At 59.0% G+C, this 25932-nt stretch carries 25 protein-coding genes; 11 read left to right on the forward strand and 14 right to left on the reverse strand.

The annotated features are described in order from the left end of the window. Positions 1-10 precede the first annotated feature (10 nt). Positions 11-979, forward strand: a complete 969-nt coding sequence (gene secF, locus SSARUM_RS04760; RefSeq protein WP_033647318.1) for a protein translocase subunit SecF — start codon at positions 11-13, stop codon at positions 977-979. A gap of 63 nt (positions 980-1042) precedes the next feature. Here the strand turns inward: secF and SSARUM_RS04765 are convergent, their stop codons facing one another. Continuing rightward, positions 1043-1603 (reverse strand): SadB/YajI family lipoprotein, encoded by a 561-nt coding sequence (locus tag SSARUM_RS04765; protein ID WP_060429616.1) that lies wholly within the window; start codon positions 1601-1603, stop codon positions 1043-1045. A gap of 175 nt (positions 1604-1778) precedes the next feature. Between SSARUM_RS04765 and nrdR the strand changes: the two genes are divergently transcribed. The 6 genes from nrdR to pgpA all read left to right on the forward strand — a co-directional run bounded on the left by nrdR (position 1779) and on the right by pgpA (position 5894). Continuing rightward, on the forward strand, positions 1779-2228 hold the full coding sequence (gene nrdR, locus SSARUM_RS04770) for a transcriptional regulator NrdR (RefSeq protein WP_004940387.1): 450 nt from the start codon (positions 1779-1781) through the stop codon (positions 2226-2228). A gap of 10 nt (positions 2229-2238) precedes the next feature. Beyond that, the gene (gene ribD, locus SSARUM_RS04775; protein ID WP_033637298.1) at positions 2239-3348 is read left to right on the forward strand and encodes a bifunctional diaminohydroxyphosphoribosylaminopyrimidine deaminase/5-amino-6-(5-phosphoribosylamino)uracil reductase RibD; all 1110 of its coding nucleotides are present in this window, start codon (positions 2239-2241) and stop codon (positions 3346-3348) included. Between the two features lie 107 nt (positions 3349-3455). Further along, positions 3456-3926, forward strand: coding sequence for a 6,7-dimethyl-8-ribityllumazine synthase (gene ribH, locus SSARUM_RS04780; protein ID WP_033637299.1), 471 nt, complete (start codon positions 3456-3458; stop codon positions 3924-3926). A 20-nt stretch (positions 3927-3946) separates the two neighbouring features. Continuing rightward, positions 3947-4363, forward strand: coding sequence for a transcription antitermination factor NusB (nusB, locus tag SSARUM_RS04785; RefSeq protein WP_004940384.1), 417 nt, complete (start codon positions 3947-3949; stop codon positions 4361-4363). 51 nt (positions 4364-4414) lie between these two features. Next, positions 4415-5407, forward strand: a complete 993-nt coding sequence (thiL, locus tag SSARUM_RS04790; RefSeq protein WP_033637301.1) for a thiamine-phosphate kinase — start codon at positions 4415-4417, stop codon at positions 5405-5407. Continuing rightward, positions 5400-5894 (forward strand): phosphatidylglycerophosphatase A, encoded by a 495-nt coding sequence (pgpA, locus tag SSARUM_RS04795; RefSeq protein ID WP_033634010.1) that lies wholly within the window; start codon positions 5400-5402, stop codon positions 5892-5894. Before thiL ends, pgpA begins: the two co-directional genes overlap by 8 nt. Positions 5895-5926: 32 nt before the next feature. Here pgpA and SSARUM_RS04800 read toward each other — a convergent pair whose 3' ends face one another. The 4 genes from SSARUM_RS04800 to xseB form a co-directional block, all read right to left on the reverse strand. Beyond that, a complete protein-coding gene (locus tag SSARUM_RS04800; protein ID WP_033637302.1) occupies positions 5927-6901 on the reverse strand; it encodes an aldo/keto reductase in 975 nt (324 codons plus the stop codon). Positions 6902-7009: 108 nt separating this feature from the next. Continuing rightward, positions 7010-8875, reverse strand: coding sequence for a 1-deoxy-D-xylulose-5-phosphate synthase (gene dxs, locus SSARUM_RS04805; protein ID WP_033637303.1), 1866 nt, complete (start codon positions 8873-8875; stop codon positions 7010-7012). Between the two features lie 34 nt (positions 8876-8909). Then, positions 8910-9830: a (2E,6E)-farnesyl diphosphate synthase gene (gene ispA / locus SSARUM_RS04810; RefSeq protein ID WP_060418265.1), complete on the reverse strand. Its 921-nt coding sequence runs from the start codon at positions 9828-9830 to the stop codon at positions 8910-8912. A gap of 5 nt (positions 9831-9835) precedes the next feature. Next, positions 9836-10099 (reverse strand): exodeoxyribonuclease VII small subunit, encoded by a 264-nt coding sequence (xseB, locus tag SSARUM_RS04815; RefSeq protein ID WP_015376838.1) that lies wholly within the window; start codon positions 10097-10099, stop codon positions 9836-9838. Positions 10100-10259: 160 nt separating this feature from the next. Here xseB and thiI point away from each other — a divergent pair, with 160 nt between their 5' ends. The 3 genes from thiI (at position 10260) to SSARUM_RS04830 (ending at position 15397) form a co-directional block, all read left to right on the forward strand. Then, complete coding sequence (thiI, locus tag SSARUM_RS04820; protein ID WP_033637305.1) at positions 10260-11708, forward strand: tRNA uracil 4-sulfurtransferase ThiI; 1449 nt, start codon at positions 10260-10262, stop codon at positions 11706-11708. A 450-nt stretch (positions 11709-12158) separates the two neighbouring features. Next, entirely contained in the window at positions 12159-13736 is a 1578-nt protein-coding gene (locus SSARUM_RS04825) for a filamentous hemagglutinin N-terminal domain-containing protein (RefSeq protein ID WP_050438924.1), read from the forward strand. Between the two features lie 44 nt (positions 13737-13780). Further along, positions 13781-15397: a ShlB/FhaC/HecB family hemolysin secretion/activation protein gene (locus SSARUM_RS04830; RefSeq protein WP_039566995.1), complete on the forward strand. Its 1617-nt coding sequence runs from the start codon at positions 13781-13783 to the stop codon at positions 15395-15397. 46 nt (positions 15398-15443) lie between these two features. Here SSARUM_RS04830 and yajL read toward each other — a convergent pair whose 3' ends face one another. Both yajL and panE read right to left on the reverse strand, forming a co-directional pair. Continuing rightward, a complete protein-coding gene (gene yajL, locus SSARUM_RS04835) occupies positions 15444-16046 on the reverse strand; it encodes a protein deglycase YajL (protein ID WP_060429620.1) in 603 nt (200 codons plus the stop codon). Beyond that, the gene (gene panE / locus SSARUM_RS04840; RefSeq protein ID WP_033647309.1) at positions 16009-16920 is read right to left on the reverse strand and encodes a 2-dehydropantoate 2-reductase; all 912 of its coding nucleotides are present in this window, start codon (positions 16918-16920) and stop codon (positions 16009-16011) included. The genes yajL and panE overlap by 38 nt, the downstream gene beginning before the upstream one ends. Before the next feature lie 182 nt (positions 16921-17102). Here panE and SSARUM_RS04845 point away from each other — a divergent pair, with 182 nt between their 5' ends. Beyond that, a complete protein-coding gene (locus tag SSARUM_RS04845) occupies positions 17103-17594 on the forward strand; it encodes a YajQ family cyclic di-GMP-binding protein (RefSeq protein ID WP_004940373.1) in 492 nt (163 codons plus the stop codon). Positions 17595-17627: 33 nt separating this feature from the next. Here the strand turns inward: SSARUM_RS04845 and SSARUM_RS04850 are convergent, their stop codons facing one another. From SSARUM_RS04850 to ampG, 7 genes are all read right to left on the reverse strand, one after another. After that, on the reverse strand, positions 17628-18992 hold the full coding sequence (locus SSARUM_RS04850; RefSeq protein ID WP_060429622.1) for an MFS transporter: 1365 nt from the start codon (positions 18990-18992) through the stop codon (positions 17628-17630). A 198-nt stretch (positions 18993-19190) separates the two neighbouring features. Further along, entirely contained in the window at positions 19191-20081 is an 891-nt protein-coding gene (gene cyoE / locus SSARUM_RS04855) for a heme o synthase (RefSeq protein ID WP_019454196.1), read from the reverse strand. A gap of 17 nt (positions 20082-20098) precedes the next feature. Further along, positions 20099-20437 carry a cytochrome o ubiquinol oxidase subunit IV gene (locus SSARUM_RS04860; RefSeq protein ID WP_004940369.1) on the reverse strand — a complete coding sequence of 113 codons (339 nt, stop codon included), beginning with the start codon at positions 20435-20437 and terminating at the stop codon, positions 20099-20101. Further along, positions 20437-21051, reverse strand: coding sequence for a cytochrome o ubiquinol oxidase subunit III (locus SSARUM_RS04865; RefSeq protein ID WP_004940367.1), 615 nt, complete (start codon positions 21049-21051; stop codon positions 20437-20439). Before SSARUM_RS04865 ends, SSARUM_RS04860 begins: the two co-directional genes overlap by 1 nt. Continuing rightward, positions 21041-23032 carry a cytochrome o ubiquinol oxidase subunit I gene (cyoB, locus tag SSARUM_RS04870; protein ID WP_033637313.1) on the reverse strand — a complete coding sequence of 664 codons (1992 nt, stop codon included), beginning with the start codon at positions 23030-23032 and terminating at the stop codon, positions 21041-21043. Before cyoB ends, SSARUM_RS04865 begins: the two co-directional genes overlap by 11 nt. A 3-nt stretch (positions 23033-23035) precedes the next feature. After that, positions 23036-23986, reverse strand: a complete 951-nt coding sequence (gene cyoA / locus SSARUM_RS04875; protein WP_025301763.1) for a cytochrome o ubiquinol oxidase subunit II — start codon at positions 23984-23986, stop codon at positions 23036-23038. A gap of 440 nt (positions 23987-24426) precedes the next feature. After that, positions 24427-25905: a muropeptide MFS transporter AmpG gene (ampG, locus tag SSARUM_RS04880; protein ID WP_060429624.1), complete on the reverse strand. Its 1479-nt coding sequence runs from the start codon at positions 25903-25905 to the stop codon at positions 24427-24429. Positions 25906-25932 lie beyond the last annotated feature (27 nt).

Below are 25932 nucleotides of genomic sequence, written 5' to 3' on the forward strand. Positions count from 1 at the left end.
GGAGTGCGTTGTGGCACAGGATTATACTGTTGAGCAACTCAACTACGGCCGTAAAGTCTACGACTTTATGCGCTGGGACTATTTGGCCTTCGGCATCTCGTTGCTGCTGTTGGTCGCGTCGATCGCCACCATGTCGGTGCGCGGCTTTAACTGGGGTCTGGATTTCACCGGCGGTACGGTGATTGAAATCAACCTGGAGAAACCGGCTAATCTCGACCTGATGCGCGATACGCTGGAGAAGGCCGGGTTCCAGGATCCGATCATCCAGAACTTCGGCAGCAGCCGCGACGTGATGGTGCGCATGCCACCGGCGACCGGCACCGCAGGCCAGGAACTGGGCAACAAGGTGATCGGCGTGATCAACGACTCGGTGGATAAAAATGCCACCGTGAAGCGCATCGAGTTCGTCGGCCCGAGCGTGGGCAGCGAACTGGCGCAAACCGGCGGCATGGCGCTGCTGGTGGCGTTGATCTGTATCCTGATCTACGTCGGTTTCCGCTTCGAATGGCGCCTGGCGCTGGGGGCGGTTATCGCGCTGGCGCACGACGTGATCATCACGCTGGGCGTGCTGTCGCTGTTCCATATCGAGATTGACCTGACCATCGTCGCGTCCCTGATGTCGGTTATCGGCTACTCGCTGAACGACAGCATCGTGGTTTCCGACCGTATTCGTGAGAACTTCCGCAAGATCCGCCGCGGTACGCCTTACGAGATCATGAACGTGTCGTTGACCCAGACGCTGAGCCGTACGCTGATGACTTCCGGGACCACCCTGATGGTGGTGCTGATGCTGTACATCTTCGGTGGCGCGATGCTGCAAGGCTTCTCGCTGGCGATGCTGATCGGCGTGTCGATCGGTACCGTCTCCTCGATCTACGTCGCGTCCGCGCTGGCGTTGAAGCTGGGGATGAAACGCGAACACATGCTGCAGCAAAAAGTGGAAAAAGAGGGCGCAGATCAGCCTTCGATTCTGCCTTAACCGCCGCAGTATTCAGCGATATGAGCAGGAGCGCCGATGGCGCTCCTTTTTTTGGCTCGGGGGTCAGTGCTGCTTCACTACCGCCGGTTGGGCGGTTGAAACCAGACTGTGCAGACGGATATAGCCCAATTGTTCCGGCGTCAGGCCGCTGAAGCGCAGTTCGAAGTCCTGGCCGGGCTTCGGCAGCAGCGAGTCGGCGCTGGCGATCGGTTGCGACAGCGCCTCGGCGGTCAACGGCCGGCCGGTGTCTTCGTCCAGCTGGCCCCATTCCACCACGGCTTTGAACGGCGGCAGCGTGGCCTGTGAGAGGACGCGTACATGCAGCTGCGCCTGCGTGCCGTTGGCTTCGTTCTTGATGTGGCTCAGCGAAACGCTCAGTTCGCCGATACCGCTCTGCAAACGGGCGGCGCTTCGGGCCGCCGGCAGCAGATAGACGCCATTGTCGGAGTGCTGATTGAGCTGATTCTGCCGCTCCAGCGCGGTGGTTTGATCGGTCAGCACGCTCACTTTCTGGTTCAGTGCGGCGACCTGATGGTGCAGCTGGGGCACGGCGGCGTTATGCGCGCAGCCCGCCAGCAACACGGCGGCGGCGAGCAGGGCGATTTTGGGGTAACAGGTTGTCATGACGGCGATTTCCTATGCTGAATCTCCTGTTATCAGCTTAGTCCGCCCGGAGGGGAAAGTCATATCGGCGCCGCTTCCCGGCCGCGTGTCGCAACAAATGGCCGCCGCCCTTTGTTGTGGCTGCACTTCGGGGTAAACTGCATTTATCTATAAAAAACGTTTATCAGGACGTGTTATGCATTGCCCTTTCTGCGCCGCCGTTGATACCAAAGTCATTGATTCCCGCCTGGTGGGGGACGGTTCGCAAGTGCGCCGTCGCCGCCAGTGTCTGGTGTGCAATGAACGCTTCACCACCTTCGAGGTGGCTGAGTTGGTGATGCCGCGAGTGATTAAAAGCGATGAGGTGCGCGAGCCGTTCAACGAAGACAAACTGCGCCGCGGCATGCTGAAAGCGCTGGAAAAGCGCCCGGTAAGCTCGGACGACGTGGAAAACGCCCTTAATCATATCAAATCCCAACTGCGCGCCACCGGCGAACGCGAAGTGCCGACCAAACTGGTGGGCAATCTGGTGATGGACGCGCTGAAAAAGCTGGATAAGGTCGCCTACATTCGCTTCGCGTCGGTATACCGCAGCTTCGAAGACGTGCGCGAGTTCGGCGAAGAGATCGCCCGCCTGCAAGACTAAAGGATCTTTCATGCATCACGACGAACTTTATATGGCGCGCGCCTTCGAACTGGCGCGGCTGGGGCGTTTTACCACCGCACCCAATCCGAACGTCGGCTGCGTTATCGTGCGCGACGGCGAAATTGTCGGTGAAGGCTATCATCTGCGCGCCGGCGAGCCGCACGCGGAAGTGCACGCGCTGCGCATGGCGGGCGACAAGGCGCGCGGCGCCACCGCCTATGTCACGCTCGAGCCGTGCAGCCATCACGGCCGCACGCCGCCCTGCGCCGATGCGCTGGTGGCCGCCGGCGTAACCCGGGTGGTCGCGGCGATGCAAGATCCCAATCCGCAGGTGGCGGGGCGCGGGCTGTACAAGCTGCAGCAGGCCGGCGTCGAGGTGCGGCACGGCCTGATGCTGGCCGAGGCCGAAGCGGTCAACCTGGGCTTCCTCAAGCGCATGCGCACCGGTTTCCCTTACGTGCAGCTGAAGCTGGGCGCGTCGCTGGACGGCCGCACGGCGATGGCCTCCGGCGAGAGCCAGTGGATCACCTCACCCGAAGCGCGTCAGGACGTGCAGCGCCTGCGCGCGCAGAGCGCCGCCATTCTCAGCACCAGCGCCACCGTGCTGGCGGACGATCCGTCGCTGACGGTGCGTTGGGATGAATTGGACGCCGAGACGCAGCGCCTCTATCCGCGCGACAATCTGCGCCAGCCGCTGCGCATCCTGCTCGACAGCCAAAATCGCATTACTCCGCAGCACCGCGTGGTGCAGCAGCCGGGCGCCACCTGGCTGGCGCGCCTGCAGGCGGATGAACAGGCCTGGCCGCAAGACGTCGAGCAGTTTATCTGCCCGGCGCACGGTGGCGGCGTCGATCTGGTGGTGATGATGATGCTGTTGGCCAAGCGCCAGGTGAATTCAATCTGGGTGGAGGCGGGCGCATCGCTGGCCGGCGCACTGCTGCAGGCCGGCCTGGTGGATGAGCTCATTTTGTACATCGCGCCGAAACTGTTGGGCGATAATGGCCGTGGCCTGTGCCACCTGCCGGGCCTGGAGCGGTTGGCCGATGCGCCGGAATTCGTCTTTAGCGACGTGCGCCAGGTCGGCCCCGATCTGCGTTTGCGCCTGCGGGCGAAACACTGAATCTCGCGCCCGCGCGCCGGTTTTACAAAAGCGCCGCGCAGGCGATGAAAGAATATGATAGAATCCGCCCCCCTGCGGGGTATTGAACCCATTTTTAAGGAAAGCCCATGAAAGTTATCGAAGGTGTTGTTGCTACTCCAAAGGCCCGTGTGGCGATCGCAATTGCACGTTTTAACAATTTCATCAACGACAGCCTGCTGGAAGGCGCGATCGACGCGTTGAAACGCATTGGTCAGGTTGCTGACGACAACATCACCGTTGTCTGGGTCCCGGGCGCTTACGAGCTGCCGCTGACGGCGAGCGTATTGGCCAAAACCGGCAAATACGACGCGGTTATCGCGCTGGGCACCGTTATCCGTGGGGGCACCGCGCACTTCGAATATGTGGCGGGCGAAGCCAGCTCCGGCATCGGCAACGTTGCGATGAATGCCGAAATCCCGGTTGCTTTTGGCGTGCTGACCACCGAAAGCATCGAGCAGGCGATCGAACGCGCCGGCACCAAAGCGGGCAACAAGGGCGCTGAAGCCGCGCTGACCGCACTTGAAATGATTAATGTTATCAAAGCTATTAAAGCCTGAATTTAGTTAAGGGGAATTCCGTGAAACCTGCTGCTCGTCGCCGCGCTCGTGAGTGCGCTGTTCAAGCGCTTTACTCTTGGCAGTTGTCTAAAAACGACCTTGCCGATGTTGAACACCAGTTCCTGACGGAGCAGGATGTCAAAGATGTTGACGTCGCCTATTTTCGCGAGTTGCTGTCCGGCGCGGCAGTGAATGCAGGTATGCTGGACGAACTGATGGCGCCTTACCTGTCGCGTCAGCTCGAAGAGCTGGGCCAGGTGGAGCGCGCGGTGCTGCGCGTCGCGCTGTTTGAACTGAAAATGCGCGAGGATGTCCCTTACAAGGTGGCGATCAACGAAGCGATCGAACTGGCGAAAACCTTCGGCGCGGAAGACAGCCACAAGTTTGTGAACGGGGTGCTGGATAAAGTGGCGCCAACCCTTCGCAAGAAAAAGTAAAACATTAAGGCCGGTATTCCCGGCCTTAATTTCTTCTAGTGGAATATCGATATGGCATGCGGCGAATTTGACCTCATTGCCCGCTATTTTGACCGGTTCAAGCGTGTGCGCCGGGATGTACAGTTGGGCATTGGAGATGACTGCGCACTGCTGGCAGTGCCGGAAAAACAGCTGGTGGCCGTCAGTACCGATACGCTGGTGGCGGGCGTGCACTTTCTGCCGGACATCGATCCGGCCGATCTCGGCTATAAGGCGTTGGCGGTCAATCTGAGCGATCTGGCGGCGATGGGCGCCGATCCGGCCTGGCTTTCGCTGGCGCTGACCCTGCCTGAAGTGAACGAATCCTGGCTGAAGGCATTCAGCGACAGCCTGTTCGATCAGCTCAACTATTACGGCATGCAGCTGATCGGCGGCGATACCACGCGCGGGCCGCTGAGCATGACGCTGACCATCCAGGGGCTGATCCCGGCCGGCCGGGCGCTGACCCGCAGCGGCGCGCGCATCGGCGACTGGATCTATGTGACCGGCACGCTGGGCGACAGCGCCGCCGGGTTGGCGATCCTGCAGGATCGTTTGGCGGTGACGGAAACGACGGCGCGCGATTATTTGGTCGCTCGCCATCTGCGGCCGCAGCCGCGGGTGTTGCAGGGGCAGGCGCTGCGCGATCTGGCCAGCTCGGCGATCGACATCTCCGACGGCCTGATTTCCGATCTGAAGCATATCCTTAAGGCCAGCGACTGTGGCGCACGCATCGTGCTGGACGAGCTGCCGATGTCGCAGGCGCTGAGCAGCCACGCCGATGCCGAACAGGCGCTGCGCTGGGCGCTGGCGGGCGGCGAAGATTACGAGCTGTGCTTCACCGTGCCGGAGATCAACCGCGGCGCGCTGGAAGTGGCGCTGAGCCACCTCGGGGCCGACTACACCTGCATTGGCCAAATTGGCCCGCTGTCTGAAGGCATCCGCTATTATCGCGACGATGAGGCGGTAGAGCTGGACTGGGCTGGGTTCGATCATTTCAACGCGGAGCCGGGCACCCATGGATGAAGCCAAGCGTCGGCTGCGGATGAGCAATCCGTGGCACCTGCTGGCCACCGGGTTTGGCAGCGGTTTGTCGCCGGTGATGCCGGGCACCATGGGATCGCTGGCGGCGATCCCGTTTTGGCTGCTGCTGATCCAGCTGCCGTGGCAGCTCTACTCGCTGACGGTGATGTTCAGCATCTGCATCGGCGTCTATATTTGCCACCGCACGGCAAAAGACATGAAGGTGCACGATCACGGCAGCATCGTCTGGGACGAGTTCGTCGGCATGTGGATCACGCTGATGGCGCTGCCGGTCAACGACTGGCGCTGGGTCGCCGCCGGTTTCGTTATCTTCCGCATTCTCGACATGTGGAAGCCGTGGCCGATCCGCTGGTTCGACCGCAACGTGCATGGCGGCATGGGCATCATGGTCGACGATATCATCGCCGGCGTGCTGTCCGCCGGCATCATCTACCTGATTGGGCACCACTGGCCGATCGGGCTGTTCTGACAGACGGGCGCGCCGTTTTGCGCCCGCTTCTCTTATTCAAATCCCGTCACCCGATGCGGCACGTAAGCCGTCTCCAGTTCTGCGACCTCTTGCGGCGACAAACTCAAATCGACCGCGGCGATGGCGTCATCCAACTGCTCGCTGCGTGAAGCGCCGACGATCGGCGCGCTGACCGCCGGCTTGTTCAGCAGCCAGGCCAGCGCGATCTGCGCGCGTGAAACGCCGCGTTCGTCGGCGAGGCTGGCGACGCGCTCGGCGATAATGGCGTCGATGCCTTCAGTTTCCTCGTACAGGCTCTTGCCGAACTGGTCGGAAACCAGCCGCGCGGTGGTTTCGCCCCAGGGGCGGGTCAGGCGGCCGCGCGCCAGCGGGCTCCACGGCAGCACGGCGATGCCTTCGGCGGTACACAGCGGATGCATTTCGCGCTCTTCTTCGCGCTGGATCAGGTTGTATTGATCCTGCATGCTAACAAAGCGCGTCCAGCCGTGCAGATCGGCGGTATACAGCGCCTTGGCGAACTGCCAGGCGTACATCGAGGAGGCGCCGATGTAACGCGCCTTGCCGGCTTTCACCACGTCGTGCAGCGCTTCCAGCGTCTCTTCCAGCGGCGTTTCGTAATCCCAGCGGTGGATCTGCAGCAAATCGACATAGTCGGTGCCGAGACGGCGCAGGCTGTCGTCGATGGATTGCATGATGTTGGCGCGCGACAAACCGCGCTCCAGGTTGCTCAGCGGGAAATACACCTTGGTGGCGACCACCACGTCTTCGCGGCGCGCATAGTCGCGCAGCGCCCGGCCGAGGATCTCCTCGCTGCTGCCGTCGGAATAGCTGTTGGCGGTATCGAAAAAGTTGATGCCGGCTTCCAGCGCCTGTTTCAGCAGCGGGCGGCTGCTCTCTTCCGGCAGCGTCCAGGCGTGATTGCCGCGGTTCGGTTCGCCGTAGGTCATGCAACCCAGGCAGATGCGCGAGACGTTCAGATCGGTGTTGCCCAGTTTCAGGTACTTCATACTTGCCTCCCATTCGAAAGCTCAGACAGTAACTGTAGCGCGGATCCCGGAGGGCGGAAACGAAAACGCCCCCGAGAGCGGAGGCGTTTTTTCAGGCGCGAGTGGCGATTACTGCGCCAGCCAGGTTTCGATTTGGCGCTGAATGCCGGCGGCGTCCAGCCCCAGATCGGCGCGCAGTTCTTCCTGGCTGCCCTGCGAGACAAAACTGTCCGGCAGGCCGAGGTTCAGCACCGGCACCGGACGGCGTTTGGCCATCAGCAGTTCGTTGACGCCGCTGCCGGCGCCGCCCATGATGGCGTTCTCTTCCAGCGTGACCAGCGTTTCATGGCTGGCGGCCAGTTCGAGCACCAGCTGCTCGTCCAGCGGTTTGACGAAGCGCATGTCGACCAGCGTGGCGTTGAGCGCCTCCGCCGCTTGCGCGGCCTCCGGCAGCAGGGTGCCGAAGTTGAGAATGGCGATCTTTTCTCCCTGGCGGCGCACCACGCCTTTGCCGATCGGCAGCAGGTTGAGCGGCTCCAGCGCCGCGCCGGTGCCGGTGCCGCGCGGATAGCGCACGGCGCTCGGGCCGTCGTTGTAGTGATAGCCGGTGTACAGCATCTGGCGGCATTCGTTCTCGTCGCTCGGCGTCATGATCACCATGGTCGGGATGCAGCGCATGAACGACAGATCGAACGCCCCCTGGTGAGTCTGGCCGTCGGCGCCAACGATGCCGCCGCGATCGATGGCGAACATCACCGGCAGGTTTTGGATCGCCACATCGTGGATCAGCTGATCGTAGGCGCGTTGCAGGAAGGTGGAATAGATCGCCACCACCGGCTTGTAGCCGCCGATCGCCAGCCCGGCGGCGAAGGTGACCGCATGCTGCTCGGCGATCGCCACGTCGAAATATTGCTGCGGGTAGTCACGAGAGAACTGCACCATGCCGGAGCCTTCGCGCATCGCCGGCGTGATCGCCATCAGCGAGCTGTCTTTGGCGGCGGTTTCACACAGCCAGTCGCCGAAGATTTTCGAATAGGTCGGCAGACCGCCGGCGCTTTTCGGCAGCGTGCCGCTGGCGGGATCGAACTTCGGCACCGCGTGGAAGCTGATCGGATCCTTCTCCGCCGGCGCGTAGCCGCGGCCTTTTTTGGTCATGATGTGCAACAGCTGCGGGCCTTTCAGATCGCGCATGTTTTTCAACGTGGCGACCAGCCCCTGCACGTCGTGCCCGTCTACCGGGCCGATATAGTTGAAGCCCAGCTCTTCGAACAGCGTGCCCGGCACCACCATGCCTTTCAGGTGCTCTTCGGTGCGTTTCACCAGCTCCTTGATCGGCGGCACGCCGGCCAGCACTTTCTTGCCGCCTTCGCGCAGGGTGGAGTAAAGCTTGCCGGACAGCAGCTGCGCCAGGTGGTTGTTCAGCGCGCCGACGTTTTCCGAGATCGACATCTCGTTGTCGTTCAGCACCACCAGCATGTCCGGGTTGATGTCGCCGGCGTGGTTCATGGCTTCGAACGCCATGCCGGCGGTGATGGCGCCGTCGCCGATCACGCACACCGTGCGGCGGCCTTTGCCTTCACGTTCCGCCGCCACCGCCATGCCGAGGCCGGCGCTGATCGAGGTCGACGAGTGGCCGACCGACAGCACGTCGTATTCGCTTTCGGCGCGCCACGGGAAGGGATGCAGGCCGTTCTTTTGCCGAATGGTGGCGATACGGTCGCGGCGGCCGGTCAGAATTTTGTGCGGGTAGGCCTGGTGGCCGACGTCCCACACCAGATGATCGAACGGCGTGTTGTAGACGAAATGCAACGCCACCGTCAGTTCGACGGTACCCAGCCCGGAGGCAAAGTGGCCGCTGGAGCGACTGACGCTGTTCAGCAGGTATTGCCGCAGCTCATCGCACAGCTTCGGCAAGCTCTCTTTGGGCAGTGAGCGGAGTTCCTCGGGGTTTTCCGCTAGCGCGAGGGTTGGGTATTTGGCTATATCAAGACTCATTCGATACTCATATCAGAGGAGTTAACGTCACACGTTAATTGTCGCGTTCAATAATGAAGCTGGCTAACGCTCGCAATGGCGCTGTGTTATAAGATTGCGCTGCCAAAGTGTCTAATGCAGCTAATGCTTCCTGATAGAGATCCCACGCTTTTGCTTTCGCGCTGTCAAGCCCGAGCAACGCCGGGTAGGTACTCTTTCCGTGTTGTTGGTCCGCGCCCTGGCGCTTGCCGATTTTTTCAGTCTCGCCGACAACGTCCAAAATGTCATCCTGCACCTGGAACGCCAGGCCAACCGCGGCGGCGTAACGATCCAACTGCGGCAGCGCCGCACGCCCGGCTTCGCCGGCGCTCAGCGCGCCCAGGCGCACCGCCGCGCGGATCAGCGCACCGGTTTTGTGGCGGTGGATCTGCTCCAGCGCCTGCAGATTGACGTGCTTGCCCTCAGCCTCCAGATCCAGCGATTGACCGCCGCACATGCCGGCTACGCCGCTGGCGGTCGCCAGTTCGGAGACCATCGCCAGCCGATCGCGCAGGGCCACGTCGGGCATTTCAGCATCGGCCAGGATCGAAAACGCCAGCGTTTGCAGCGCATCGCCGGCCAGGATCGCGTTGGCTTCGCCGAATTTAATGTGGCAGGTCGGCTGGCCGCGGCGCAGATCGTCGTCGTCCATCGCCGGCAGATCGTCGTGGATCAGCGAGTAGGCGTGAATGCATTCCACCGCCGCCGCCGGCGCGTCCAGGTTGGCCAGCGACACGCCGAACATCTGGCCGGTGGTGTAGACCAGGAACGGGCGCAAGCGCTTGCCGCCCAGCAAGGCGCCATGACGCATCGCCGCCACCATATTGCCGTCGTTGAACGGCAGTGGGGCGATGAAGTCCAGCAGCGCGCGATCGGCGCGCTGGCGGAAAATCTGCAGTTGATCGGCAAAAGCGGCCGCTGGGGCGATCTCAGACATGTCGGTTACTCGGCATCCGGTGTGAAAGGCGCCAGCGCCGCGTCGTCGGCGCTGTCGTTAAGAAGTATCTGCACACGCTGTTCCGCTTGTTGCAGTTTCTGCTGGCCCTGACGCGCCAGCTGCACGCCGCGTTCGAATTCGTTCAGCGCGTCTTCCAGCGGCAGTTCGCCTGATTCCAGACGCGTCACGATGCTTTCCAGCTCGCCGAGGGCGCTTTCAAAGCTGGCTGTTTGCTCTGTACTGGCTGATTGTGCTGGTTTTTTCGGCATAATTTTCTTTTTACGTCATCATGTGAACCGTGGCGCCAGAGCCTATCCTAGCGGATCTTGATTAGCAAATCATGGCGCTCATGTGTGGTTTTGTGCGCAGAGCGCGGCGATATGGTGATATACTCCGCGCCGTAATTCTTATCTGACAACAAAGACCGCCATGAAGTTTATCATTAAATTGTTCCCGGAAATCACCATCAAGAGCCAATCTGTGCGCTTGCGCTTTATCAAGATTCTCTCGACCAATATTCGCAACGTCCTGAAGCAGTATGATGAAACGCTGGCGGTTGTCCGTCACTGGGATCATATCGAAGTTCGCGCCAAAGATGAAAACCAGCGGCCGGTCATCGCCGACGCCCTGACGCGCATTCCCGGCATCCACCATATTCTGGAAGTGGAAGATCGCGCTTATACCGATATCCACCACATCTTCGAGCAGACGCTGGAAGCCTACCGCGCCCAGCTGGAAGGCAAAACCTTCTGCGTGCGCGTCAAGCGCCGCGGCAAGCAGGCGTTCAACTCGCAGGACGTGGAGCGCTATGTCGGCGGCGGTCTGAACCAGCATATCGAGAGCGCGCGCGTTAACCTGACCCGCCCGCAGGTTACGGTAAACCTGGAGATCGAAGACGACAAGCTGATGCTGGTCAAACGCCGCCTCGAAGGCATCGGCGGTTACCCGGTCGGCACCCAGGAAGACGTAATGTCGCTGATTTCCGGCGGTTTCGACTCGGGCGTGTCCAGCTACATGCTGATGCGTCGCGGCTGCCGCGTGCACTTTTGCTTTTTCAACCTGGGCGGCGCCGCGCACGAGATCGGCGTGAAGCAGGTGGCGCACTACCTGTGGAATCGCTTCGCCAGCTCGCACAAGGTGCGCTTCGTCGCCATCGATTTCGAGCCGGTGGTGGGTGAGATCCTGGAGAAGATTGACGACGGCCAGATGGGCGTGGTGCTCAAGCGCATGATGGTGCGCGCCGCTTCGCAAGTGGCCGAACGCTACGGCGTGCAGGCGCTGGTGACCGGCGAAGCGTTGGGGCAGGTCTCCAGCCAGACGCTGACCAACCTGCGCTTGATCGACAACGCGTCCGATACCCTGATCCTGCGTCCGCTGATCTCGCACGATAAAGAGCACATCATCAAGCTGGCGCGCGAAATCGGCACCGAAGACTTCGCCAAAACCATGCCGGAATACTGCGGCGTGATTTCGAAGAGCCCGACGGTGAAAGCCGTCAAGGCCAAGATCGAAGAGGAAGAGAGCCACTTCGATTTCAGCATTCTCGACCGGGTGGTGAGCGAAGCGAAGAACGTCGATATCCGCTCCATCGCCGAGCAGGCGCAGGAGCAGGTGACCGAGGTCGAAACCGTCGCGGCCTTCGGCGCCGACGAGGTGATCCTGGATATCCGCTCCAACGACGAGCAGGAAGAGAAGCCGCTGCAGCTGGAACAGGTTGAAGTGAAAGCGCTGCCGTTCTACAAGCTGAGCACCCAGTTCGGCGATCTGGATCAGAGCAAAACCTACCTGCTGTACTGCGAGCGCGGCGTGATGAGCCGCCTGCAGGCGCTGTACCTGCTGGAGCAAGGCTTCAGCAACGTGAAGGTTTATCGTCCGTAATTTATCCGCCGGCGTCGCCAGACGCCGGCCGTTTTCTTTCAAAGCGCATTTTCCCGCCAAATAACCCTGCTTATTACGCCGTTTTTTAAATAATACACTTAACTTGGCTTTTGTTTTTATTAAAATCACTTCAGTCAATATATTAAATATCTATTGATTTTTTTATTTGATGGTATGGATATTATTGTTATCGAACGCTGGCAGCCCTGTCGGCGTTTATCTGCAGACTCCCTATTGAAATTGTGTTTTGGCATTTGATTGCGCATATTTTTTCTCTTACTGTGCAAATTATATTTTTGCTGAGCATAGGCCATTCGTATTTTATGGTTATCAGGGTAATGCACATTGCAAAGGAGGATATCCCTATGGCCATTAATGTTTTTCGCCATTAGTCTGAACGTCAGTTAATGGTTGGCAGGGATGGACAACGTTATTTAAGGAGAGCGATTAATGAAAATGAATAAGACGACATTGCTGTTGTCGGCAGCGGCGTTGCTGTTGCCCAGCGCGCCGCTGTTGGCGCAAATAGCACCTCAGGCGGGGGGCGCATCGGTTGACCATATCAATCAGGTGCCGGTGGTGAATATCAATCGTGCGGGTGCGGACGGTGTCTCGCATAACGTTTACACGCAGTTCGACGTTGGTGCTCAGGGCGCTATTTTAAATAACAGCCTTGCGGGCGCGAATACGTCATTGGCCGGAACCGTTGCGGGGAACGCTCAGTTAGAGGGTCGTGCAGCTAAGGTAATTCTGAATGAAGTGAATTCGGCAAATAAAAGTATTTTGAAGGGGGTGGTAGAAGTCGCCGGGCAACGTGCCGATGTTGTCATTGCCAATAAATCCGGCATTACCTGCAACGGTTGCGGTTTTATTAATGCCCGCAACGGCGTATTAACTACCGCCGATTTGCAGTTCAAGGACGGCGCTTTTAACGGCTTCCACGTTAATCAAGGCAATATTCGAGTCGAGGGGGAGGGCTTGACGAAGGGAGATGTCGATTATACGGCTGTTATTGCGCGCACGGCGGAAATCAGCGCGGCGGTTCATGCGGACGCCCTGTTAGTCTCGGCGGGGAAAAAAACGGTTTCGGCAGATCTATCCCGCTTCAATAGCGTTGAAGCGTCTAAAGATAAGCCTGAAGTATTGATCGACGTCGCCGAGTTGGGGGGAATGTATGCCAACAAGATTAGGCTGGTCGCCAATGAAAACGGCGTAGGCGTCAATAGCGGCAATGCCAATGGGGCGGGCTCCAACGCTGGCGCCGCGTTGAACAATGTCAGCATCGTCAGTATCCAAACCGACGCGGGAAGTGATGAACGCGTGCAAATCGACAACGGCGCTCAAAACGTATCTCGCGCTTCCGTCGGTATCGCCAACCGCGGTCAGATTCAGGCGAAAAACGGTGGCGCCGACATCAGTACCGACTCGCTGGTCAATCAAGGAAATATCGCTTCACAGGGGCAATTGAACATCAGCGCTACCCGGCTGCAAAATGAAAAGAACGTGAGTGCGCGTTCGGCCTCCCTGACGGCAACGCAACTGGACAATATCGGCCGCATCGAGGGCGGGGCAATACGGCTGAATGCGACCCAACTGAACAATCGCGGCAGCGTCAAAACGCAAAACGGCGCGCTGACACTGCGGGCGACCCGCGTCGACAATACCGGCGGCATTCAATCCGCGCAGGCTTTACAACTCAACGCCACCAGCTTGTTCAACGCCGGCAATGGCGTGATCGAAGCCCAAAACGGTGCGGCGATCCAGGGAACGTCCATCACCAACCGCGGGAGCATCGTTTCTCGCGCTTCTTCCATCAGCTTGTCAGACACCAGTTTCAGCAACTACGGCAGGATTGAAGCCTATGGCGATATCAGCCATCGCGGCGTCTCTTTCAACAACTCAGGCACGATGTGCTCCACGTCCGGCGCGGTCACCAACAACGGCCGCGACATCAACAAGCCTGCGAATAGCTGGGGTTGGGGATACGGCGGTTTCGGCTGGCCTTACGGTTGGTCTTATTGGATGTGACAAACGTTTCCCCCACCCAAGGGTGGGGGAATGGATGAGAGAGCATGAAAAGGGAATGTCTTATTCTTTGTCTGGGCGTGCTGTTCAGCTGTTGCAGCCGCGCTGAAGCCACGCCGGCGCCGGCCAAACAACGCGTTAGCCAGGAAAGCCTCATCGGCGATACGCAACGCAAACTGTTACCGTCCACCCCTCCTGTTTTGTCGCCGCAGCCGGAGCAAAATGCGCAAGCGGACATATTTATCAGCGAATCTCCGTGTTGGATGATCGATAAAGTCGAAACGGCGACGGCGCCGCTACGCCTCACGGCTTTCAAACAGTTGGCGCATACGGCCCGTGGCCGCTGTATGGGGGATAAAGGGTTGGCGAGGTTGCGCAAAAAGCTGCAAAACGCGCTGATAGCGCAAGGTTATATCACTTCGCGGGTGCAGCTCGACGTTCAAGAGGTACCGACAGGCATACTGAAGGTACGTGTGCATTATGGCCGCATCGGTCAGCTGAAAATGCAGGCGGGCAGCAGCGCCTATTTCCGCCCCGATGCGCTTTTTCCCATTGCGGCCGGCGATGTGCTGAATTTGCGTAGTATCGAGCAAGGGCTGGAGAACATGGGGGGGATACCGGGCGTCATCAGCGATATCCGCATTGCTCCGGGCGAACGAGCTGGCGAAAGCGATATCGAGATCCTGCGCCAACAGGATAAATATTGGCGTTTTACCGCCTGGGCGGATGACGCCGGCGTTCGTTCTACGGGGCGTTATCAGACCGGCGGCGCGCTGTATCTCGATAATCTGACCGCATTGGGCGACGTTTTATACCTGTCGATGGCGCGCAGCATTCTGGCGCCGCCGGGCAAAGGCAATGAAAGCCGCGCCCTGTACTATAGCTTGCCTTGGGGATACTGGCGCTTCAGCGCGTTGGGCGGAGACAGCCGCTATCACCAGACTTTCGCCGGCAACTTCACCGATTATCGCTATAACGGCCGTTCGCAGTATTGGGGGCTGCAGGCTGACTATACGTTGGCGCGCGGGATGAATGAGAAAACGTCGTTGAATGCGCAACTGCTGCAACGTCATTACCGCTATTACCTCAATGACACGGAGATTGCCTTGCAGAGCGCACGGCTAACCAGCCTGAAGCTGGGCGCCAGCCATCTTTATTATGGCGCCCGTACGCAAATCGCGCTGACCGCCGACGCCCTTGCCGGGGTCGGGAAGGGGAGCTCACATGCCGAACAGCAGCTGCGAGCGGGCGGCAGTATGCTGAAACCCTTCAATGCATTTGGTCATCGTCTGCGTTATCTCGGGGAGTTATCGGGGCAATGGGCGAGCGCCGCACAGCCGATCCAGGATAAGTCGTTTATCGGCGACCGTTCTACGGTGCGTGGGTTTAGCGGCGACAGCAAATTGATCGGCAGCAGCGGAGGGTATCTGCGCAATACGCTGACGTTGGAACGTGACATGCTGCAACCCTATATTGGATTCGACTACGGGCAGTTGGCCAAACAACAGGGGGAAGGCGGCCAGTTGGCGGGGAGCGTCATTGGCCTGCAGGTGAATCAGGGGCGTTTTGCTGCGGACATTTTCGCCGGCACGCCGGTGATCAAACCCGGCGCGCTGCCGAGTGAGCGTCTGGTTTTGGGCTTCTCCAGCCAGCTCAGTTTTTGACGCGATACGGGGCGCGGATCTGCGCCCCGTGTTTACGATCGCTGATTCAGTTTTCTTCACTGCCGCGATAATCGTACATCCCGGGGATCAGCACCAGCTGCGCGGCGATCTCCGCCGCCTTGGCCTTGCCGAGCAGCAGGTCTATCAGCTTCAGCGCGAACTCCATCGCGGTACCCGGCCCCTGGCTGGTGAGCAGGTTGACGCGCGCGTCGTACACCACGCGGCGCTCCATCCATTTATCCGCCGGTATCTGGTCTTTCAGGCCCGGGAAGCCGGTCATGTTGCCGATCGGGAACAGATCGTGATGCTGCAGCACCAGCGCCGGCGCCGCGCAGATGGCGGCGACGATATTGCCCTGCAGATGCATCTGCCGCACCTTTTCCACCAGCAGCGGGCTGTCGCGGAAGCATTCTGCGCCTTTCAGGCCGCCGGGCAGTACGATGGCGTCGAACGGCTCATCGACGATCGCCACCAGCGGCGCGTCGGCCAGCAGCTTGACGCCGCGCGAACAGACGATAGTCAGCTCGCCGTCGCCGGCAACGCTGGCGGTAGTGACTTTTACGCCCGCCCGCACCAGCAGATCGAGGGTGGTGACGGCTTCGATTTCTTCGCTACCAGGTGCCAGGCAGACCAGCGCCGATACGCTCATATTCATTTTCCTTTCGTTTAATCAGTTCAAATAGCCGCGCATTCTCCGGCAGCGTGAGGCCGTGGCTGCGCGCGCGGCGCAGCAGGTAACCGGTGATGTAGTCGATCTCGGTGTGCCGCTGGCTGCGGATATCCTGCAGCATCGACGAAACGTTGTCGGCGGTGCTGTGGATCACGTCCATCACGTATTGCATCAGGCCTTCGCAGGAGGTGTGGTAGCCCTCCATCGCCATCACGCTGGCGACTTCACGGCACAGCGTTTCGATCTGCTCCGGGTAGCGCTGCAGATCGCCGTTGCGGCAGCCGTACAGCGCCGTCAGCGGGTTGATCACGCAGTTGACCGCCAGCTTGCGCCAGTTGGCCGAGGCGATGTTGTTGTGCCAGGCAACGTCGGGCAGCGCCTGATGCAGCACTTCCGCCAGGTGGCTGAGGTGTTGGGCGGCCGGCGAGGTGGGGCCGATGTGGGTGATGCCGGTGGCGACGTGAATAATGGTGCTGCCTTCGTGGCGCGCGGCGTGGGTGGTGGTGCCCTGCAGGATCGGCTGGCCGTTCGGCGGCAGCTCCTCCTGGGTGCCCATGCCGTTGTGCAGCAGCAAAATGGCGCACTGGGGGTTCAGCTTCGGCAGCAGCGCGCTGACCGCGCTGGACACCTGCCAGGCTTTCAGCGTCACCAGCAGCAGCTCGCTCTGCGCGAGGTGCTCCGGATCGTTGGTGGGCAAATTGCGATTGAACGAGACGCCTTCCGGCTCTATCACGTTCACGGCGCAAAAAGGCTGAGGCACTCTTAGCCATCCCTGCACATCGTGGCCCTGTTGATACAGCCGGGAGAGCCACAGTTGTCCGAGCGCGCCGCAACCAAGAATGGTTATTTTCATTCAGTCTCCTTGGAAACACGGGAATACCGCTCAATTACCGTGAATTAACTATAGGCTTTATAGCAGCCCGAAGCGCTATCCCTGCGTGCGTTCAGCAGATTTTGTCTGAGGCGGCAAAGCGGTTATCATGCTCGGCATCAAAATCGCCTAAGCTATTAGGCACTCATTCAGGAGGAAGAAGTATGCCATCTTTCGACATCGTTTCCGAAATTGATATGCAGGAAGTGCGTAACGCCGTTGAGAACGCCACCCGCGATCTCGGCACCCGCTGGGATTTTCGCAACGTGCCGGCCAGCTTTGAGCTAAACGAGAAAAACCAAAGCATCAAGGTTGCCACCGAGTCTGATTTCCAGGTGCAGCAGCTGCTCGACATTCTGCGCGAAAAGCTGAGCAAGCGCAGCATCGACGGCGCCGCGCTGGAGATCCCGGAAGAGTTTACCCACAGCGGTAAAACCTACAGCGTGGAAGCCAAGCTGAAGCAGGGGATTGAAACCTCTGTGGCGAAGAAAATCGTCAAGCTGATCAAAGACAGCAAGCTGAAGGTGCAGGCGCAGATCCAGGGCGAAGAAGTGCGGGTGACCGGCAAGTCACGCGACGATTTGCAGAGCGTGATGGCGCTGGTGCGCGGCGGCGATCTGGGGCAGCCGTTCCAGTTCAAGAACTTCCGCGATTAATCTCTACGGGGCCGGCATTGCCGGCCCGTTTCTTTACAGCGAATTGACCAGCGCTTCCAGCTGACCGCGATTGGTCTGCTTGGTGTCCACCTTGACGTAGGCACTGCGCTCTTCCGGCACCACGATCGCTTCGGCCACGCCGGGCTGCGCCTTCAGGCGGCTTTCCAGCGCCGAATCCTTTACCGCCAGTTCCGACAGCGTAATGCGCAGGCTGCTGACATACGGCGGCTCTTTCATGGTGCTGCTGACCAGGAACCAGACCGCGGCCAACACGGCGCCGGCGATAAACACCAGCCCTGCGCCCTGCAATCCGTATAGCCAGCCGCCGAGGCTGCCGCCGATCGCCACGCCGAGAAACTGGCTGGTGGAGTAGACCCCCATCGCGGTGCCCTTGTAGCCGGCCGGCGATTCTTTGCTGATCAGCGAAGGCAAAATGGCTTCCATCACGTTGAAGGCTATGAAGAACAGCTGAACGCCGGCGATGATGCCCCACAGGCGCGCGCCGGAGAGCCACAGCAACACTTCGGCGCAGAACAGCACCGCCACGCAGCCCATAAACACCTGTTTCATGCGGCGATATTTTTCGGCATAGATGATGAAAGGCACCACGGCGGCGAACGACACCAGCATGGTGACCAGGTAGACGATCCAGTGCTCGCTGGCCGCCAGCCCGGCTTTTTCCATCGCCAGCGGCAGCGCCACGAAGCTCGACATCAGCAGGATATGCAGGCACATGATGCCGAAGTTGAGCTTCAGCAGGCGCGAGTTGCTCAGCACCTTGCGGAAGCTGCCGCGCACGATGCTGGACTCGCGGTTCAGCAGGTGAGTGTCGGCGGAAGGCACCACCGCCAGGGTGATGACAATGCCGGCTAGCGCCAGTACGGCGATCATCCAGAACAGCGCATGCAGGCCTAAGGCGTGGGTGATGATAGGGCCCAATACCATGGCGATGGCGAAGGTGATACCGAAGCTGACGCCGATAAACGCCATCGCCTTGGTGCGGTTCTGTTCGCGGGTCAGATCGGAGAGCAGCGCCATTACCGCGGCGGCGATGGCGCCGGAGCCTTGTAGCGCGCGGCCGAGGATCACACCCCAGATCGAGTCGGTAGCGGCGGCGATCACGCTGCCGAGGGCAAAGATCAGCAGGCCGCCGACGATCAGCGGCTTGCGGCCGATGCGATCGGACACCAGGCCGAACGGGATTTGAAACACCGCCTGCGCCAGGCCGTAGATGCCGATGGCGATGCCGATCAGCGCTTCGCTGGCGCCGTTGAGCGCCATGCCGTAGGTGGTCAGCACCGGCAGTACCATAAACATGCCGAGCATGCGCAGGGAGAATACGGTGCCTAATCCCCAGGTGGCGCGGCGCTCCTGCGGGGTCATTGAATTATCGTTCACATCAAACCTCGGTAAAAACCATGCCATCAGACGTTGAGACAGCGCCTGATGGCATGATTTCTGTAAAGCTGCGTCATTTTAGTGTGCAGGGCAGGGGGGGTAAATCGAATGTTGTTTAACAGATATTACAGTTCGGCCGCTTTTCGGCGTGACAAATAAAATGGGCCGCAAAAGCGGCCCATTTACGGATGATTTGGCTTACCAAACGTAGGTCACCAGCGCTTCAGGCGCCGCCGTGGCGCTGAAGTCGATCGACATCATCACGCTCAGCGAGGTAATGGCGACGATGGAGAACACGAACAGTTTACGCGCCCAGACGCTGTCGTTTTCGGTTTTGTAACCGCGCAGCGCCATGCCCAGCCACCAGACGCTCACCGCCGCAGCGACGATCAGGTATTTGTAGCCGGCGTAGCCCACCAGGGTCAGCATCAGCGTGGCGATCATAAATGCCAGGATGTAGACCGTGATGTGGTTCTTGGCGACGGAAATGCCTTTCACCACCGGCAGCACCGGAATGTTGGCCGCCTGGTAATCTTTAAAGCGGAAGATAGCGATCGCATAAGAATGCGGCATCTGCCACAGGCTAAAGATAGCCAGCAGGATCAACGCGCCGGCGTCGAACTCGTTGGTTACCGCGCAGTAGCCGATAACCGGCGGCGCGGCGCCCGACAGGCTGCCGATCAGCGTGCCGTAGACCGAGTGGCGTTTCATGTACAGGCTGTAAACGCCGACATAAACCACGAAGCCCATCACCGCCAGCCACATGGCCAGCGGGTTGGCCGCGATATACAGCAACGCGAAGCCCACAATACCCAGAACGGTCGCATAAACCAGGGTGACACTCGGCGCGATCAGGCCTTTTACCAGCACCCGATTCTTCGTTCTCTCCATTTTCTTGTCGATGTCGCGGTCGATGTAGTTGTTAAACACACAGCCCGACGCGACCACCAACGAGACACCCACCAGGGTGGCGAGAAACAGGGGATAGTCGATGCTCCCTTTGGAAGCGAGCAGGAATCCCCCAACGACAGAAATTAAATTGCCGAAAATAATTCCTGGTTTAGTGACTTGCAGGTATTGCTTAATCATCACGTGCAGCTCAGCTCTTAATCGACCATCATATTGATGTTGAGGTTGTACATAATCCAGAGTGAACCTACAACAACGATACCGATGATCATAGCGGTGAACAGCAATGCCACCAGGTTCCAGCGCTCTTCCGATGAGGTGTTCATGTGCAGGAAGTAAACCAGGTGAACAATCACCTGGATAACCGCCATGCCGACAACAACCGCCAGGATGGTGGAATGAGAGGCAGTGCCGTTCATTACCATCGCAAATGGAATTACCGTCAGGATGATCGACAGGATAAAGCCGATCAGGTATGACTTCACGCTGCCGTGGCTTGCGCCGCCGTGAGAGGTTTCATGGGATGAATGGCTCATTACATAACCCCCAGCAGGTAGACAACGGTAAATACGCAGATCCAGACCACGTCCAGGAAGTGCCAGAACAGGCTCAGGCACATCAGGCGGGTTTTGTTGGTCGCGGTCAGGCCGAACTTGCTCACCTGAATCATCAGCACGATGATCCAAATCAGGCCGGAAGTTACGTGCAGACCGTGGGTGCCGACCAGCGCGAAGAAGCTGGACAGGAACGCGCTGCGATCCGGACCGAAGCCTTCGGCGATCAGATGATGGAATTCATAGATTTCCATCGCCACGAAGCCCAGACCAAACAGGAAGGTCAGGAACAGCCAGGTGTTTACACCGCCAACTTTACCTTTGTTCATGGCGATCATCGCCATGCCGTAGGTGATGGAGCTGAACAACAGCAGGAAAGTTTCGACCAGGACAAACTTCAGGTCGAAGATATCTTTACCTGAGGGACCGCCAGCGGTCCCGTTCACCAGGACTGCATAAGTCGCGAACAAGCTCGCAAACAAAATACAGTCGCTCATCAGGTAGATCCAGAATCCGAAGACTTTGGTCTCACCCGCATCGTGGTGCCCATGCTCTGCATGGGCTGCGTTATGATTGGTCAGAGTTTCAGTTGACATGGTTCACGCCTGCTTTACGGATTTGTTCGTAGTGTTGGTTCTCAATGCGCTCGATTTCATCAACCTGCACATAGTAGTCAACATCGTGATCGAAGCTCTTGCCGATCCAGACAACGATCATACCGATGAAGCCGGCCAGAGCCATCCACCAGATTTCCCAAATCATTGCGAAACCGAATACCAGGCTGAAGAAGGCGATGATAACGCCGGCGCCGGTGTTCTTAGGCATATGAATCGGTTCGTATTTAGCCGGTTTCTTATACGCTTCGCCTTTTTCTTTCATGTCCCAGAATTCATCACGGTCATGAATCTGCGGCACTACGGCAAAGTTATAGAACGGCGGTGGAGACGAAGTTGACCACTCCAGAGTACGAGCGCCCCATGGGTCACCGGTCAGATCGCGGTTTTGTTCGCGGTCACGGATACTGACGAAGATCTGGATCAGCTGGCACAGGATGCCGCAGGCGATCAGCGCCGCACCGCCGGCTGCAACCAGCAGCAGAGGGTGGAACTCAGGGTTGATGTTCTGGCTGATACGACGGGTCATGCCCATAAAGCCCAATGCGTACAGCGGCATGAAGGCGGTGAAGAAGCCGATGATCCAGAACCAGAACGCGCGGATGCCCCATTTTTCGTTCAGCGTGAAGCCGAAGGATTTCGGGAACCAGTAGGTCAGGCCCGCGAAGCAACCGAACACCACGCCGCCGATGATGACGTTGTGGAAGTGAGCGATCAGGAACAGGCTGTTGTGCAGCACGAAGTTCGCGCCCGGCACCGCCAGCAGAACGCCGGTCATACCACCTACGGAGAAGGTGATGATGAAGCCAACGGTCCACAGCATCGCGGAGTTGAGCTTGATACGGCCCTGATACATGGTGAACAGCCAGTTGAAGATTTTCACCCCGGTCGGGATGGAAATGATCATGGTGGCGATACCGAAGAAGGCGTTAACGTTCGCGCCGGACCCCATGGTGAAGAAGTGGTGCAGCCAGACGATGAACGACAGAACGGTGATCGCGATGGTTGCCCATACCAGTGAGGTATAGCCGAACAGGCGTTTTCTGGAGAAGGTCGCGGTGACTTCGGAGAACACGCCGAACACCGGCAGAACCAGAATATACACCTCTGGGTGACCCCAGGCCCAAATCAGGTTGATGTACATCATCATGTTGCCGCCCATATCATTGGTGAAGAAATGGGTGCCCAGATAGCGATCCAGGGTCAGCAGCGCGATGGTGACGGTCAGAATTGGGAAAGAAACGATGATCAGGACGTTGGTACACAGCGCCGCCCAGGTGAACACCGGCATCTTCATCATAGGCATGCCTGGGGCACGCATCTTCAGAATGGTGGCGAAGAAGTTCACGCCGGTCAGCAGGGTACCCAGACCGGAAATCTGCAGACTCCAGATCCAGTAATCGACCCCGACGCCAGGACTGTACTCTTTACCCGACAGCGGCGGATACGCCAGCCAACCGGTCTGAGCGAACTCACCGACCCCCAGGGAGATGTTGATCAGCACAACGCCCACCACGAAGAACCAGAAGCTCAGGGAGTTCAGGAACGGGAAGGCGACGTCGCGCGCACCGATTTGCAGCGGCACCACGACGTTCATCAGGCCGACCACGAAAGGCATCGCCATGAAGAAGATCATGATAACGCCGTGCGCGGTGAAGATCTGGTCGTAGTGGTGCGGCGGCAGGAACCCGGCTTCGCCGGCGGACGCCAACGCCTGCTGGCTACGCATCATGATTGCGTCGGCGAAACCGCGCAGCAGCATGACCATCGCCACGATGATGTACATGATACCAATTTTTTTATGGTCGACCGAAGTCAGCCATTCGCTCCACAACCACTTCCATTTGCCGAAATATGTCAGCAGCGCCAGCACTGCCAGGCCCCCGACAATAATTGCGGCTACGGTGACCATGATGATCGGTTCGTGGTACGGAACCGCATCAAGTGTTAATTTTCCCAACATCAGTTATTCCTCGGCTCCGGCGTGAGCAGCATGTTCACCCATGTCCATACCTTGGCTCATGTCCATGCCTTCGTGCGCGCCAGCGCCCTTGTGCATATCCATGTCGCCCATGAATTTGGCAATTGTTTCTTTGAACAAATTCGGTTTGACAGCGGCAAAGTACTCAACCGGGTTGTTTTCACTCGGCTCTGCCAGTTTGTTAAAGTCGTCGGTGGTGTTCAGGTTTTTAGACGATGCCTTCACCTTGGCTACCCACTGATCGAAGTCGCCTTCGGTCGGGGTAACGATCGCGGTGAATTTCATGCCGGAGAAGCCTGCGCCGCTGTAGCTGCTGGAGATGCCCTTGTAGGCACCGGCTTCGTTGCCGATCAGGTGCAGTTTGGTCTGCATGCCGGCCATCGCATAAATCTGTCCACCCAACTGCGGGATAAAGAACGAGTTCATTACCGAGTTAGAGGTGATCTTGAATTCGACTGGAACATCTTTCGGGAAAGCCAGCTCATTAACGGTCGCAATGCCTTGTTCCGGGTAGATGAACAGCCATTTCCAGTCGAGCGACACCACTTCGATCGTCATCGGCTTCTTGTCGGTGACAATCGGCTTGAACGGGTCGAGTTCGTGGGTGGTCTTCCAGGTAATGGTGCCAAGGATGGCGATGATAATGATAGGAATGGTCCAGACGACCGCTTCGATCTTGTTGGAGTGGGCCCAGTTCGGACTGTACTTGGCGTCTTTGTTGGAAGCGCGATACTTCCAGGCAAAGGCGAACGCCATGAAGATAACTGGCACCACCACGATCAACATCAACGCGATTGCAGTGATAATCAGTGTCCGTTGCTCAACACCAATTGCTCCTTTGGGATTCATCAAAACCATATCGCAACCACTGAGCAATACAGTGGCTGCGATTAATGACAGCATCCCAATACTTTTATTGTATTTCTTAAGTCTCATCTAACGACCTCAATAACAAAGGCTCAATTGTCGTTTCATGTGTGCGGGCATTTTACGGGAAGGTTGCAGTACTGTAAACATGCTTAAGGGAGTGTCAGCGGCTTGTTGACACTTTCTGTTAAGGGGGTCACAGATGTAACCCTGCGTGACAATTTACTAATGACAACAACGCGTTGGCACGCTGAATCGTGACGAGCAGCCCGTATGTTAAGGAAAACTAAAGGTATGATGAATTTGGCGAAGAAATGCGCGGCAGGGAAATACGAAGAAAAGGTTTATTTAATGTAAAATAATTGTGTCTTAAAGGTGAATTTAATTTTATTTCCGAGCGCGGCAGTCGGATAAAAAAATAATTTTCGCGCCGATTATCTTTTTTTAGCGAAATAAATATACCCCCGGATCGCTTTTTTTTCGGCCGGCGAAATCGCCGGCCGGTCAGATTATGCCAAACGGGTGCGGCGAAGGGCGAGGTAATCCAGCGTGCTGCCCATCGCGACGCCGAGCAGGCTCACCGCGGCGCCGACTTGCAGCAGCCGATCGGCCAGCAGCGGTGCCTGCGTCCAGTCCAGCGCATTGGCGATCAGCAACAGCAACCACAGGCCCAACAGCGAACAGCCTAGCGTCAGCAGGCGCAGTGCCCAACGGTAAGATTCTGAAAACTCGGTGCGCGGCATGAAGTCGCCATGCTGCTGGGTGTGCTCCAGCGTCTGACGGCAGATGCCGAGCAGCAGCAAGCCGGGCAGGGCGGCGGCGATAGAGAACAGGTAGAACAACGGCCAGCCGTGGGCTTCGACGAACCAGCCGGCGATCGGGCCGACATAGACGCGCCCCACGGCGGACAGCGCCGACAGCAGCGCGAACTGGGTGGCGGAGAACGAACGGTTGCACAGCGTCATCAGCAGCGCCACGAAGGCCGCGGTGCCCATGCCGCCACACAGGTTTTCGAGGAAGATGGCGCTGCCCATGGTGAGCAGGCTCTTGTCGGTCACCGCCAGGATCCAATACCCGAGGTTGGAGATCGCCTGCAGGACGCCGAACAGCATCAGCGCGCGAAACAGGCTGAGACGCTGCATTAGCACACCGCCGAACAGGGCGCCGACGATGGTGGCGAACAGGCCGAGGGTTTTGTTGACCAGCCCGACTTCACCGGCGTCGAACCCCACACCGCGGATCAGGAAGGTGGTGCTCAGGCTGCCGGCGAAGGCGTCGCCCATTTTGTACATCACGATCAGCAGCAGGATCAGCCAGGCGTTGTTGCGGCCGAAGAAATCGCGCAGCGGCGCGACGACCGCCTGTTCCATGGTGCGCGGCGCCGGGATGCTTTCGTCCGGCTCCGGCGCCAGCAGCGTGGCGGCCACGCCGATCAGCATCAATCCGGCCATCAGCCAGTAGGTGGCTTGCCAGCCGAAATAGCGATCCGCCAGCCACAGCGCCAGGCCGCCGGAAACCAACATCGCCAGCCGGTAACCCAGCACCGAGATCGCCGCGCCCGCCCCGCGCTCTTCGGCTTTCAGCAGATCGGTCTTGTAGGCGTCGAACACGATATCTTGCGAGGCGGAGCAGAACGCCACCAGCACCGCCAACGCCGCCAGCCACCACAGGTGCTGCGCGGGCTGCATAAAGCCCATCGCCACGATCGCCGCCACCAGCAGCAGCTGGCTGACCAGCAGCCAACCGCGCCGCCGCCCGAGGAACGGCGGGGTATAGCGGTCCATGAACGGCGACCAGAGGAATTTGAAGACGTAGGCCTGGCCCACCAGCGAGAAGATGCCGATGGTTTTCAGATCGATATTTTCGACGGTCATCCAGGCTTGCAGCGTGCCGGAGGTCAATGCCAGCGGCAGACCCGACGCGAAGCCCAGCAGCAGCAGAATGGCGGAGTTACGCTGGGTGAAAATGTTCAGATAGTGTTTCGACATGAGTTCCCTGTCTGCGCCGCCCGATCC

The organism is Serratia sarumanii, from assembly GCF_029962605.1.
Taxonomy (GTDB): domain Bacteria; phylum Pseudomonadota; class Gammaproteobacteria; order Enterobacterales; family Enterobacteriaceae; genus Serratia; species Serratia sarumanii.